This window comes from Mycobacterium terramassiliense, from assembly GCF_900157385.1.
In the GTDB taxonomy this organism is placed as follows: Bacteria; Actinomycetota; Actinomycetes; order Mycobacteriales; family Mycobacteriaceae; genus Mycobacterium; species Mycobacterium terramassiliense.
The window spans coordinates 317,007-329,724 of sequence record NZ_LT717699.1 but is presented as its reverse complement, the minus strand read 5'-3'; the positions used below and the strand labels follow the sequence as shown (position 1 = coordinate 329,724).

14 protein-coding genes are annotated in these 12,718 nt (G+C 69.4%); 8 read left to right on the top strand and 6 right to left on the bottom strand.

All coding sequences use genetic code 11. The features are described 5' to 3' along the window. Window positions 1-2: 2 nt before the first annotated feature. A complete protein-coding gene (locus MTAB308_RS05760) occupies window positions 3-884 on the bottom strand; it encodes an inositol monophosphatase family protein (protein WP_077098557.1) in 882 nt (293 codons plus the stop codon). A 103-nt stretch (window positions 885-987) separates the two neighbouring features. On the opposite strand from MTAB308_RS05760, the gene ppgK reads away from it, so the two are divergent. Both ppgK and MTAB308_RS05750 read left to right on the top strand, forming a co-directional pair. Beyond that, window positions 988-1,794, top strand: a complete 807-nt coding sequence (gene ppgK, locus MTAB308_RS05755) for a polyphosphate--glucose phosphotransferase (RefSeq protein ID WP_077098556.1) — start codon at window positions 988-990, stop codon at window positions 1,792-1,794. Between the two features lie 179 nt (window positions 1,795-1,973). Then, window positions 1,974-3,530, top strand: a complete 1,557-nt coding sequence (locus MTAB308_RS05750; protein ID WP_077098934.1) for an RNA polymerase sigma factor — start codon at window positions 1,974-1,976, stop codon at window positions 3,528-3,530. Between the two features lie 13 nt (window positions 3,531-3,543). Here the strand turns inward: MTAB308_RS05750 and MTAB308_RS05745 are convergent, their stop codons facing one another. Next, the gene (locus tag MTAB308_RS05745; RefSeq protein ID WP_077098555.1) at window positions 3,544-6,177 is read right to left on the bottom strand and encodes an FAD/NAD(P)-binding protein; all 2,634 of its coding nucleotides are present in this window, start codon (window positions 6,175-6,177) and stop codon (window positions 3,544-3,546) included. 88 nt (window positions 6,178-6,265) lie between these two features. After that, on the bottom strand, window positions 6,266-6,691 hold the full coding sequence (locus MTAB308_RS05740) for a nuclear transport factor 2 family protein (RefSeq protein WP_077098554.1): 426 nt from the start codon (window positions 6,689-6,691) through the stop codon (window positions 6,266-6,268). Between the two features lie 90 nt (window positions 6,692-6,781). Between MTAB308_RS05740 and MTAB308_RS05735 the strand changes: the two genes are divergently transcribed. Then, window positions 6,782-7,198, top strand: coding sequence for a RidA family protein (locus MTAB308_RS05735; RefSeq protein WP_077098553.1), 417 nt, complete (start codon window positions 6,782-6,784; stop codon window positions 7,196-7,198). Here the strand turns inward: MTAB308_RS05735 and MTAB308_RS05730 are convergent. Next, window positions 7,144-7,518, bottom strand: a complete 375-nt coding sequence (locus tag MTAB308_RS05730; RefSeq protein ID WP_245831283.1) for a DUF952 domain-containing protein — start codon at window positions 7,516-7,518, stop codon at window positions 7,144-7,146. The genes MTAB308_RS05735 and MTAB308_RS05730 overlap by 55 nt on opposite strands. Before the next feature lie 123 nt (window positions 7,519-7,641). Between MTAB308_RS05730 and MTAB308_RS05725 the strand changes: the two genes are divergently transcribed. Continuing rightward, complete coding sequence (locus tag MTAB308_RS05725; RefSeq protein ID WP_077098933.1) at window positions 7,642-7,827, top strand: DUF7455 domain-containing protein; 186 nt, start codon at window positions 7,642-7,644, stop codon at window positions 7,825-7,827. A 64-nt stretch (window positions 7,828-7,891) separates the two neighbouring features. Continuing rightward, window positions 7,892-8,875, top strand: coding sequence for a YihY/virulence factor BrkB family protein (locus MTAB308_RS05720; RefSeq protein WP_077098551.1), 984 nt, complete (start codon window positions 7,892-7,894; stop codon window positions 8,873-8,875). Here the strand turns inward: MTAB308_RS05720 and MTAB308_RS05715 are convergent, their stop codons facing one another. After that, window positions 8,876-9,115 carry a DUF3039 domain-containing protein gene (locus MTAB308_RS05715; RefSeq protein ID WP_066909891.1) on the bottom strand — a complete coding sequence of 80 codons (240 nt, stop codon included), beginning with the start codon at window positions 9,113-9,115 and terminating at the stop codon, window positions 8,876-8,878. It abuts the gene before it with no gap. 45 nt (window positions 9,116-9,160) lie between these two features. Between MTAB308_RS05715 and MTAB308_RS05710 the strand changes: the two genes are divergently transcribed. From MTAB308_RS05710 to MTAB308_RS05700, 3 genes are all read left to right on the top strand, one after another. Then, window positions 9,161-9,589, top strand: a complete 429-nt coding sequence (locus MTAB308_RS05710) for a DUF3099 domain-containing protein (RefSeq protein ID WP_108637205.1) — start codon at window positions 9,161-9,163, stop codon at window positions 9,587-9,589. A 149-nt stretch (window positions 9,590-9,738) separates the two neighbouring features. Continuing rightward, a complete protein-coding gene (gene sigB / locus MTAB308_RS05705; RefSeq protein ID WP_066909888.1) occupies window positions 9,739-10,698 on the top strand; it encodes a sigma-70 family RNA polymerase sigma factor SigB in 960 nt (319 codons plus the stop codon). A 187-nt stretch (window positions 10,699-10,885) separates the two neighbouring features. Beyond that, window positions 10,886-11,581, top strand: coding sequence for an iron-dependent transcriptional repressor DtxR (locus MTAB308_RS05700; protein ID WP_077098549.1), 696 nt, complete (start codon window positions 10,886-10,888; stop codon window positions 11,579-11,581). Between the two features lie 16 nt (window positions 11,582-11,597). Here the strand turns inward: MTAB308_RS05700 and MTAB308_RS05695 are convergent, their stop codons facing one another. After that, window positions 11,598-12,653, bottom strand: a complete 1,056-nt coding sequence (locus MTAB308_RS05695; RefSeq protein WP_077098548.1) for a DUF4192 domain-containing protein — start codon at window positions 12,651-12,653, stop codon at window positions 11,598-11,600. Between the last annotated feature and the right edge of the window lie 65 nt (window positions 12,654-12,718).

Sequence of the window (12,718 nt, the reverse complement as noted above, 5' to 3'; positions counted from 1 at the left end):
ACTCACTCCGGCAGCGGCCGTCGGCCGTCGAACCGGTCCAGGGCCGCCAACAGCTCGTCGGCGATTCCGGGGGCGGCGGCCACCACCAAGCCGGCGCTGCCCGACGGGCCGTCCGGCTCGGTCACCACCACGCGAGCCCCCGCCTCGGCCGCGATCAGCGCGCCCGCCGCGCGGTCCCACACCTGCAGCCCGTGCTCGTAGTAGGCGTCCAGCCGGCCCGCCGCGACCATGCACAGGTCCAGCGCCGCCGAGCCGATGCGCCGGACGTCGCGCACCACCGGCAACAGCTGGGCCACCAAGGCCGCCTGGCTGGCGCGGCGCCGCCGCGAGTAGCCAAAGCCGGTGCCCAGCAACGCCATTGACAAATCGTCGACCGCGGCGCACCGCAACGATTCCGTCCCGCGCTCGTCGCTGACGTGCGCGCCAAGGCTGGTCGCGGCCGAATACACCCGGCCGCCCACGACGTCGGCGACCGCGCCCGCCACCGACACGCCGTCGATCTGGGCACCGACCGACACCGCGTAGGCGGGGATGCCGTAGACGAAATTCACCGTGCCGTCGATGGGATCGAGCACCCAGGTGACCGCGCCGGCGGGAGCCGCGGCACCGGCGGGCCCACCGCCCTCCTCGCCGAGGATCGGGTCGCCGGGCCGCAGTTGGGCCAACCGATCCCGCAGTAGCCGCTCGGCCTCGGTGTCGACCACAGTCACGGGATCGGTCGGGGTGGTCTTCGACCGCACCGCGCCGCTGCCCGCCGCCGAAAGGCTCGCCGCCCGACCGCCGAAGACCTCGGCGCGGCGGCGGCGGACGAACTCGGCGGCCTCGACGGCCAGCTTCTCGGCCACGGAACGCAGCTGCGCGGGGTCGTCATCGGGTCGCGTCACCCGTCCATCGCATCACAGACGCCACGGGGCCGCAGACACCCGCAACCGGCGTCCCGGCCGGGCTAAGGTGGGCGGACAGGCCAAGTCTCGCCGAGGAGTTTCGATGACCAGCACCGACTCGATCACGGACACGCCACCCGACGCGGTCACCGGCAAGCCGCAGCGTCGCGGGTTCGGCATCGACGTCGGGGGCAGCGGCATCAAGGGCGGCATCGTCGACATGGACACCGGGCTGCTGATCGGCGAGCGGATCAAGCTGTTGACCCCGCAGCCGGCCACCCCGTCGGCGGTGGCCAAGACGATCGCCGAGGTCGTCCGCGGGTTCGACTGGACCGGTCCCCTGGGGGTGACCTATCCCGGCGTCGTCACCCACGGCGTCGTGCAGACGGCCGCCAACGTCGACAAGGCCTGGATCGGGACCAACGCGCGCGACGTCATCAGCGCCGAACTAGACGGCCAGGAGGTCGTGATTCTCAACGACGCCGACGCGGCCGGGCTCGCCGAGGAGCACTACGGCGCGGGCCGGAACCAGTCCGGCCTCGTGGTGCTGCTGACGTTCGGCACCGGGATCGGCTCCGCGGTCATCCACAACGGGACGCTGATACCCAACACCGAGTTCGGGCACCTCGAAGTGGGCGGCAAGGAGGCCGAGCTGCGGGCGGCGTCGTCGGTCAAGGAGCGCAACGGCTGGAGCTACGAAAAGTGGACCAAGCAGGTCACACGGGTGCTGGTGGCCATCGAGAACGCGATCTGGCCAGACCTGTTCATCGCGGGCGGCGGGATCAGCCGCAAGGCCGACAAGTGGCTTCCGCTGCTGGAAAACCGGACCCCGGTGGTGGCCGCAGCCTTGCAGAACACCGCCGGCATCGTGGGCGCCGCGATGGCGGCCACTTCGGATGTGACTCACTGAATTTTGGCCGGTAGCCGGGTACGGGCGGCCGCTGTCGTTACAATGGTCCTCGGCGACCGCCCGACTGAAAGCGTGCAACCACACACACGCCGATATCAACGCCGACATTCGACATAGCAGACACTTTCGGTTCACCATGCCCATACCCACCGAAAGTGCGTCCAAACGAAGGGGTGTACGTGGCACCGAGCAAGGCAAGTGCGGCAACCGACCAGCCGGTGAAACGCACCGCCACGAAGTCTCCGTCGTCCCCCGCTAAGCGACCGGCCGCGAAGGCTTCCAACGGCGCCGCCCCCGCGAAACGGGCCACCAAGACGGCACCGCGGGCCACCAAGGCGCACGAGGCCCCGCCCGCGGCCGAGACCACCAAGAAGACCCGCACCCCGGCCAAGGCCACGGGCGCCAAGGCGCCGTCCGCCCGCGGGACGAAGGCGGCGGCCAAAGCCGCTCCGGAGGACGCCGACGCCGGCCTGGAGGCCCTCGACACCGACGCCGCGGTGGAGGACCTCGACGCCGAGCCCGACCTCGAGGCCGAGCCCGTCGAGGACCTCGACATCGACGCCGAAGACCTCAATCTCGACGACCTCGAAGTGGACGTGGCGGCCGAAGGCGATGACCCCGAGCTCGAGGTGGCCGACGCCGAGGAAGGCGAGGAGGACGCGGCGGCGAAGCCCGCCGCCAAGGCCGCGACGGCGACCGAAGAGGACGAGGACATCGCCGAGCCTTCCGAAAAGGACAAGGCCTCCGGCGATTTCGTCTGGGACGAGGACGAGTCCGAGGCGTTGCGGCAGGCCCGCAAGGACGCCGAGCTCACCGCCTCCGCGGACTCCGTTCGCGCGTACCTGAAGCAGATCGGCAAGGTGGCACTGCTCAACGCCGAGGAAGAGGTCGAGCTCGCCAAGCGGATCGAGGCCGGCCTGTACGCCACCCAGCTGATGAGCGAGCACGCCGAGCGCGGCGACAAGCTGCCCGCCGCCCAGCGCCGCGACATGATGTGGATCTGCCGCGACGGCGACCGCGCGAAGAACCATCTGCTGGAAGCCAACCTGCGGCTGGTGGTCTCGCTGGCCAAGCGCTACACGGGCCGCGGCATGGCCTTCCTCGACCTCATCCAGGAAGGCAACCTGGGCCTGATCCGCGCGGTCGAAAAGTTCGACTACACAAAGGGATACAAGTTCTCCACCTACGCGACGTGGTGGATCCGCCAGGCCATCACCCGGGCCATGGCCGACCAGGCGCGCACCATCCGCATCCCGGTCCACATGGTCGAGGTGATCAACAAGCTGGGCCGCATCCAGCGCGAGCTGCTTCAGGATCTGGGCCGCGAGCCCACGCCCGAGGAGCTGGCCAAGGAGATGGACATCACGCCCGAGAAGGTCCTCGAGATCCAGCAATACGCGCGCGAGCCGATCTCGTTGGACCAGACCATCGGCGACGAGGGCGACAGCCAGCTCGGCGACTTCATCGAGGACAGCGAGGCGGTGGTGGCGGTCGACGCGGTGTCGTTCACCCTGCTGCAGGATCAGCTGCAGTCGGTGCTGGAGACGCTGTCGGAGCGCGAAGCCGGCGTGGTGCGGCTGCGCTTCGGGCTCACCGACGGCCAGCCCCGCACCCTCGACGAGATCGGGCAGGTGTACGGCGTGACCCGCGAGCGCATCCGCCAGATCGAGTCCAAGACGATGTCGAAGCTGCGCCACCCCAGCCGTTCCCAGGTCCTGCGCGACTACCTGGACTAGCGTCGCAGCAGCGTCAGTTCACGGCACCACGGGTCACTTGCGGCCCGGGCGCGACGCGATGTCGCGACAAGAGGCGCGCCGCTTGACCCGGCGCACCGAGCTGGAGCATCGCGGCCAGCGCCGTTTCGAGCACCACTTCTTGCTGCACACGACTGCCGCCGATCGACGGAAGCCCGGGCAGCGATTCGAGGAGATAGTCGAGTGCGGCGCGCGGCTCACCCTCGGTCAATGCGATAAGGCCTTCGCCGATGAGACGCAACGTCGTTGCCTGCGCGTCGTTGGCTCCAGGAACATCGATCGCGCGGATCGCGGCGGGATCGTTCGCGGCGGCCAGCACAAGCAGCGCGTGAAACGCGATAAACGGCGTTTGCGGCGCGTATGCCAGCGAGCCGACCTCGGCGAGCACCGCCATCGGGTCAGGCGGAGTCACCCAGTCCGGATGTAGGCGCGCCCGCCACGCGAGCGAACCCGCGTCGACGAGACAACGAACGTCCTTCGAATGGGGCGGCGCGAGAAACGCGGCGTACCGGCGCGCCGCGGCGGCCGCGTCGCCCATCGCGAGCTCGTGCAGCGCGGCATGCCACTGAAAGTGCGGGAGGTAGCGCTGGGTGCTACCGTCGCCCGGGATCCAGTCAGTCAGCCATTTCAGCCCGGCTCCGTGCGCATCGGTCTCGTAGTGAACGTGGGCGAGCGCATGCGCGGCGTTGCCATTGCCCGGATCGAGTTCGAGTGCGGCGTCGGCCAAATCGGCCGCGTCGTACCACAGGCCCTGTTCCGTTCGGCCATAGGCGCGCAAGCCGAGATACCATGGCGCCTCGCCGTGCACGCCGGTGAATCGCTCGACGTACTGCCACGCGTCCGGCAACGCGTCGCCGGCCCCGGCGAACGCTATCGACGGCGCCAGCACAAGCAACGCGACCGCGTCGTTCGGCACGCGGTCGAGATGATCGATGAGCGCGTCGGTGCCCGCCGCGTTTCCCTTTTCGCACCACGTTGCGATGGCCTCGACGTGGCTACGGTCTTCGTCGCTGCGATGGGCAAGCGCCGCGCGCGCCCGAGCGAGGTGGCCGGTGACGGCGTCAGGTCCGCCCGCGCGGTCGGGCCGTTCCGTGGCGATCATCGCGAGCGCGACGTGGGCACGCGCGTGGTGCGGATCTTCCGCGACCGCTTCAGCGAAGGCGAGCGATGCGCCGTCCTGGACGGCGAGCAGGCGACGCACACCCTCGGCGTACGAAGCGGGGGCACCACTGGATTCCGGCGCAGTCGAGATGAGACTGGGCGCCCGCACCGGGCGCTCGCGCGTGTCGGTGGCGAGCAGCTCGGCGATGGCGGCCGCTTGAGCGCGGATCTCGGGAATCGCGGTGGTCTCCCACTCCTCGCCCTGGCGGATCGAGCCCAGACACACGATGCCCGGGACCGCACCCCCGGCCGCGTCGATGAGATGGCCGTCCGCGTCGAGTCGCACTCCCACCCCGCACGGGTGCAGCGACGCGACACCTTTGTCGAGCAGGTCCGCCCAGAGCGCGGAGCGTTGCAGGGACCGCCGATCCCATGCGGCGCCGGTGGCGACGACCACGGCGTCGCCACGCCGACGCATCGACCGCCAACTTGTCGTCACAACCAGTTCGACGCCGGCGCCGCGCAGCGACACATCGGCGACCTCGCCCGCCTCGATGTTCAGTTGGCCACGGTCGATCGCGGCATGAATCGCATCGGCAATCGTGGGCGGCATGCGGTGTCGAAGGACCTCCCACTGCCGCAAGTCTTCGCGCAGAAACCGGCGTTGGTCTTCCCATCCCAACGACCGCCACAGCCGGGCAGTGCGCGGCCGGAGCGCGTCGATCACTTGTCGCCAGTCCGACCCGTTTTCGCGCGCGTGCGCGAGGTCCGCGGCGAGCGCGGTGCGCATCTGCTCGAGCGAGACCTCGGTGGCGAGCGCATCGACGTTGGGCAACTCTGTCGGCGCGCCGGTGGCGCGGAATCGGCGCGGGAGCGCGCCGTGACGCGACAGCAGCGTGACGGTGGCGCCGCGCGCAATGAGATGCAGCGCGACATCAACGCCCGTGAGCCCCGAACCGATCACCAAGACGCTCTCCGGCCGACGCGCGCCCAGCGCGGCAAGCGCGCCGGGCGACCATGGATCCACCACAACCTTGCCGTCGGTGCCGGCGGCGAGCACCGGAGCGAAGGCGCGTTCCAACGACTCGGGCATGCCACCCTCGGGCCGCCCGGTCGCGAGCACCACGGCGTCGGCCGATAACCAACGTCCGTCGCCCAGCGCCAGGCGCGCGGGCGCGCCCGGCACCAACCCGACAACCTGCGCGCTCTCGATCCGCACGTCGGCGACCGCGAGTTGTTCTCGCAGGTAGCGGCCGTAAGCGAGACGCGGAGCGAAGCTCTGGACCGGGGTGACGGCCCGTTCCTCGAGCCAACGGCAAAAGTGATCAGGATCGTCGGGCCACGCGGACATGCGCTGGGCGGGAACGTTCAACAAGTGGGTCGGGTCGTCGGTGCCATACGCCGCACCGGTTCCGGGACGACCGGACGCGTCGATCAGCGTGATCTGCGCTTCTGGTTTGCTCCGGCGGAGATGGACTGCGGCGAGCACACCGGCAGCACCACCACCCACGAGCGCGACGCGCATCATGGCGGCATGCTATATCGGCCGTCGCCAGTTAATTCCAGTTCAGGCACAACACAAGCCGGTCCCTGGTGCGCGGCGGCCCGGACTGAGATCACGACGGGGCCGGCCCGAGTCGCTGCAGCGCGCCGCCGGGGTCGTAGTAGAGCTCCTGACGGGCGATCCGGCCGTCGCGGTAGCGGTAGAGCACCACGTACGTCGAGCGCACGCGCTGCCCGCCCTGGGTCCAGTCGAAGCGCACGCGCACGAACGCCGCGTCGGCGCCGGGGGTGATTGCGTGTTCGACCGCCTCGTAGCGGATGTCCGAACAGGCGCTGATGGTGAGCGCGATGAACTCGAGCGTGCGCTCGATGCCGTCGATCCGGTCGGGCCACTCGAACAGGCGCACGGTCGGGCTCACGTACACCACGTCGGGCTGATACAGGTCGCGCGCGAGCGCCGGATCGCGGGCCGCGAACGCCCGCGCGAAGCGCTCCTCCTGGGCGCGCAGCGCGTCCTCGGAGATGCCGCGCGTGCTCATCGACAGGATGGTAGCCGAACATGTTGGTGCCCAAGCCAAGGCGGGGCAAAATCGGGTGCGCTGCAGCCCATGCCGTCGTAACGTGACCGCATGCCAACCAACCGCACACTGGTGTCGTCCGGGTCCGACTTCGAGTCGGCGGTGGGTTATTCGCGCGCGGTGCGCGTCGGCCCCCACGTGGCGGTGGCCGGAACGACCGGCGCGGGACCAGCAGGGGACATCGTCGCGCAGGCGCGAGATGCATTGCGCCGCATCGATATTGCGCTTCAGCAGGCCGGCGCCGCGCTCACCGATGTGGTGCGCACCCGCATCTACGTCACCGACATCGCACGCTGGCCGGAGGTTGCGGCGGTGCACGCCGAGGTCTTCGGCGAGATACGCCCGGCGGCCACCATGGTCGAGGTGTCCGCGCTGATCGCACCCGGGCTGATGGTGGAGATCGAGGCCGACGCCTACGTGGGCGCCCCGGCCGCCGGGCCGAAGGTGCCGTCGGGCCCGGGCGGATAGGCGGTGACGCCGACCACGGCGCTCACCGGCAGCGGGCCGTACAGATGCGGGAACAACATCGAATCCGGATCCGTTGCCACTCCCGGCTCCCAGCGCACGGGCGAGTCCAACAGGGCCGGGTCGATGCGCAAGAGAACCAGGTCGTCGCGGCCGCGGTAGAGCCGGTTGGCGGGCAGGTGCACCTGCTCGGGCGCCGACAGATGGATGAATTCCGAGCCGGGCGGGTCGGGCTCGATTCGGCCGCGATCGCGGGCCCGGGACCACTGCTCGCGCCCGCATAAGTGCACTAAGACGACGGGTTCGGACGACACAGTCGGCACCCTATCCGGGTCCGCCGGATAAACCAGAGCGGCTCGTGAGAAACGACACACCCGAGAACGATCGGGGAACAAGGCGAAAACCCCATACGTCTGAGAGAGTGAATGTACGAGAACGGAGAAGCCATGAATGCAACTCTGACCAGTCCCGAGCTGACAAGAGCGGACCGCTGCGATCGTTGTGGTGCCGCGGCTCGAGTCCGCGCCAAGCTGTCTTCCGGACTTGAGCTTCTCTTCTGCCAGCACCACGCAAACCAGCACGAGGCGAAACTGACCGAGCAGGAAGCCGTGCTGGAGGTCAGCGCTAGCTAGTTCGCCGAACTCACCCATCGGCAATGTGGGCGGTCCGGGCAGTCTTCGGTAATGCTGGACGGGTATGAGCGATCAGGTCGCAAAGCCGTCCCGCCACCACATCTGGCGAATCAGTCTGAGGACTCTGGGCAAAAGCTGGGACGATTCGATTTTCTCCGAGTCGGCGCAGGCCGGTTTCTGGTCGGCGCTGTCCCTGCCGCCGCTGCTGCTGGGGCTGCTGGGCGTCCTGGCCTATGTGGCGCCCTTGTTCGGGCCGGAGATGTTGCCCAGCATCGAGCACCAGGTGATTTCGACGGCCCACAGCGTGTTCTCGCCCAGCGTCGTCAACGAGATCATCGAGCCGACCATCCGGGACATCGCCAACAACGCCCGCGGTGAGGTGGTTTCGCTGGGGTTCCTGATCTCGCTGTGGGCGGGGTCGTCGGCGATCTCTGCGTTCGTCGATTCCGTCGTCGAGGCGCACGACCAGACGCCGCTGCGTCATCCCGTGCGGCAGCGGTTCTTCGCGCTGTTCCTTTACCTGGTGGGGCTGGTGGTCGTGGTGGCGACCGCGCCGCTGGTGGTGGTGGGCCCGCGCAAGATTTCCGAGCACATCCCCGTCGGCCTGGCCAACGTGCTGCGCTACGGCTATTACCCGGCGCTGATCTTGGGGCTGACGCTGGCGGTGATGATCCTGTACCGGGTGTCGCTGCCCGTGCCGCTGCCGTCTCATCGCCTGATCTTCGGCGCGATCCTGGCGACCACGGTCTTCGTGATCGCCACGCTGGGCCTGCGGTTCTACCTGAGGTGGATCACCAGCACCGGCTACACCTACGGCGCGCTGTCCACGCCGATCGCGTTTCTGTTGTTCGCGTTTTTCGGCGGTTTCGCGATCATGATCGGCGCCGAACTCAACGCGGCCATCCAGGAGGAGTTCCCCGCGCCGAAGACGCACGCCCACCGGCTGCGCAACTGGGTGCTGGCGCGCACGCGCGGCCCCAGGCACCCGGTGGAGACGCCGGCGAACCCCGCGCCGCCCGCCGTCGCGACGGCGGAGCCACCGGCCTGATCAGCCCTTCTTGAGGTGCTCGTAGATCCGCTTGCACTCCGGGCAGACCGGCGAGCCCGGTTTCGCCGCACGGGTGACGGGAAACACCTCGCCGCACAGCGCCACCACATGGTTGCCCATGACCGCGCTCTCGGCGATCTTGTCCTTCTTGACGTAGTGGAAGTACTTCGGGGTATCGCTGCCGGTCCCGTCGTCGACGCGTTCGTCGGTCTCGGTGCGTTCGATGGTCTGGGTGCGCATGCCTCACATTGTGCCCCCTGACTCGCCGTTACCGGAATCGACCGCGTGTGGGACAGTGGAGGGATGAAGCGCGGCGAACAGCTGGGTTTCGACGACGCGGGCCGTCCGATCCTGATCACCTCCGCCGCCCCCTCCTACGAGGAGGAGCATCGCGCGCGGGTGCGTAAGTACCTGACCCTGATGGCGTTTCGGATTCCGGCCCTGATCCTGGCCGCCGTCGCGTACGGCGCCTGGCACAACGGTCTGATCTCGCTGGCGATCGTGGCGGTCTCGGTGCCGCTGCCCTGGATGGCGGTGTTGATCGCCAACGACCGGCCACCGCGCCGCGACGACGAACCGCGGCGCTTCGACGAACCCCGCCGGCGGACCCCCCTGTTCCCCCGTGCCGAGCAGCGAGCGCTCGAGCCGCCCCGGGCCCCCGAAGCGCACACACATCCACCGACCCGGGACCACGACGACCACGGTTCCCGGTAATCGTCCGCGAGCCGCACTTCTCAGGACTTTCTCAGGTCGTCGGCACATTTCTGCACGTCAAAGCGTGTGAGATCGCGACCGGGTGGGAACTCCAAGGCTGGGTCTGTCGTTGAACCACTTGACAGTACAAAGCCGAACGGGAGGTCGCTATGGCGAATGCCGGCACAAGCAGGATCGACGGCGATCTGGATGCTCAAAGCCCCGCAGCGGACTTGGTGCGCGTCTACCTCAATGGAATTGGTAAGACGGCGCTACTGAACGCGGCGGGCGAAGTCGAATTGGCGAAGCGCATCGAGGCCGGTCTGTATGCCGAGCATCTGCTCGAGACCCGCAAGCGCCTCGGCGAGAACCGCAAACGCGACCTCGAGGCCGTCGTGCGCGATGGCCAGGCTGCACGGCGCCACCTGCTGGAAGCGAATCTGCGCCTGGTGGTTTCGCTGGCCAAGCGCTACACGGGCCGCGGCATGCCGTTGCTGGACCTCATCCAGGAGGGCAACCTGGGCCTGATCCGCGCGATGGAGAAGTTCGACTACACAAAGGGTTTCAAGTTCTCCACCTACGCGACATGGTGGATCCGCCAGGCGATCACCCGCGGAATGGCCGACCAGAGCCGCACCATCCGCCTGCCCGTGCACCTGGTCGAGCAGGTCAACAAGCTGGCCCGGATCAAGCGCGAGATGCACCAGAACCTGGGGCGTGAGGCCACCGACGAGGAACTGGCCGCGGAATCCGGAATCCCGATCGAGAAGATCAACGACCTGCTGGAGCACAGCCGCGACCCGGTGAGCCTCGACATGCCCGTCGGCTCCGAGGAAGAGGCCCCGCTGGGCGACTTCATCGAGGACGCCGAGGCGATGTCCGCGGAGAACGCGGTGATCGCCGAGCTGCTGCACACCGACATCCGCAGCGTCCTGGCCACTCTCGACGAGCGCGAGCATCAGGTGATCCGGCTGCGCTTCGGCCTGGACGACGGCCAGCCGCGCACCCTGGACCAGATCGGCAAGCTGTTCGGGCTGTCCCGCGAGCGGGTCCGCCAGATCGAGCGCGACGTGATGTCCAAGCTGCGCAACGGCGAACGCGCCGACCGGCTGCGCTCGTACGCGAGCTGAGGCCCCCAGGTAGATCGCGGCGACCCGCGGCGCCCGGCTAGCGCCGCGCTTGCGATCGCCGCCACAGCGAGCTAGCAGGAGACGGTATGCCCGCCGCGTCACGCGGCGGGCATACTGCTTGCCGGTGACGCGTTACACCCATTCGCGCAGCTTGCCAAGTAGACTCGGCGTCAATGGAGGGTGCTGGATGAACGAGCTGGTTGATACGACCGAGATGTACCTGCGAACCATCTACGACCTCGAGGAAGAGGGCGTGACGCCGCTGCGCGCCCGGATCGCCGAACGTCTCGAGCAGAGCGGTCCGACCGTCAGCCAGACCGTGTCCCGCATGGAGCGCGATGGGCTCCTGCACGTCGCCGGGGACCGCCACCTGGAGCTCACCGACAAGGGCCGGGCGCTGGCCATCGCCGTGATGCGCAAGCACCGCCTGGCCGAACGATTGCTTGTCGACGTCATCGGGGTGCCGTGGGAGGAAGTGCACGCCGAGGCATGCCGCTGGGAGCACGTGATGAGCGAGGAGGTCGAACGCCGGCTCGTCAAGGTGCTCAACAACCCGACCACTTCCCCGTTCGGAAACCCGATTCCGGGTCTGCTGGACCTCGGCGTGGGCCCGGATTCCGGCTCCGGCGAGGCCGACCTGGTCCGGCTGACCGAGCTGCCCGCCGGGTCGCCCGTGGCGGTGGTCGTCCGGCAGCTCACCGAACACGTCCAGGGGGACATCGACCTGATCACCCGGCTCAAGGACGCCGGCGTGGTGCCCAATGCGCGGGTGACCGTCGAGACCAGCCCGGGCGGGGGTGGGGTCACCATCCTCATCCCGGGCCACGAGAACGTCACCCTGCCGCACGAGATGGCCCACGCCGTCAAGGTCGAGAAGGTCTAAGAGCCGACCGCGCCGGCTATCCCGCCCGGCGCCCGAACGACCGTTGCGGCGGCAGCCGCACCCCCAGCCGCTTGGCCAGCCGGTAGCCGGTGACCGCCAGTTCCCGGATGCGTTCGGGCCGCAAACCGGACTGCAAGGCTTGATCCAGCATGCCCGCCATCCGATGCTGGGGGTCGCAGCGCAGCGCGGCATCCAACGACACGCCCGCGAGCGGGCCGTCGCCGCGGACGTACGCGCTGAACGCGAGCAACACCAGCGCCTCCACCCGCCACGGTTCGGGCAGCGAGCGCGCCAGCAGCGCCCACAGCGACTCCGCGTCGCCGGCCCGTTCGCCGACCGCCAGCGCATACAGCGTGTCGCGCACCTGCGCATCGCGCAGCGCGCAGCCCAGCGCCGCCAGCTGGGTGCCCGACGGCGTTTCGCCGGCGGCGACGCGCTTCGCGACGGCCAGCGCGCGCCGCACGTCGCGGCGGGCGCAACCCACGGGATCGTCGCGCTGCGCCGCCTCCCGCTTCGCCGCCTGACGCCGCAGCGCGTCGGCCAGCCCCGCGCCGCGCGCCGCGTCGAGGGCGATCACGGCCTGCAGGTCGGCCCGCCGCGCATAGAGCCGCCGGCCGTCGAGCACCGCCGCGGCGGCCAGCGGTGACGCCGAGGGATCGTCGATCGGGCCGCCGGCGCCGCAGCGGTCCACGCAATGCCAGCGGCCGCCGAGGGCCACCCGGTCCACCACGTGCGCGGCCCACAGCTGAATGTCGTGCTGCGCCAACGCATCTGCTAGCGCCGCGCAGAGCAGCCGGTGTTCCTCGTTGCACCCCGGGCAGTGCGCGCCCTCGGCGTCGACGATCACCGCGATCGCGGCCTCGGGTTCGGCGGCGGCGGCGATCGCCGCCAGGTGCACCAGCCGGTCGGTCACCTCCTCGGACAAGTCGACCCGCAGCACGGACCCCATTTCGCCGCCGTCCAGCGACACCAAGATCAGTGAATTCTCCGGAACGAAGCCGAGAACGGCCGGTAGCGCCGCGATCAGCGCCCCGGGGCGGTTGAGTTCGAAATCAGCTCGATGCGTCGTCATGGGCACCAACGCTGACGGCCGGCACCGTCGGGCCTTGCTCCCGCAACGGGGTCCGACCGCTCGTC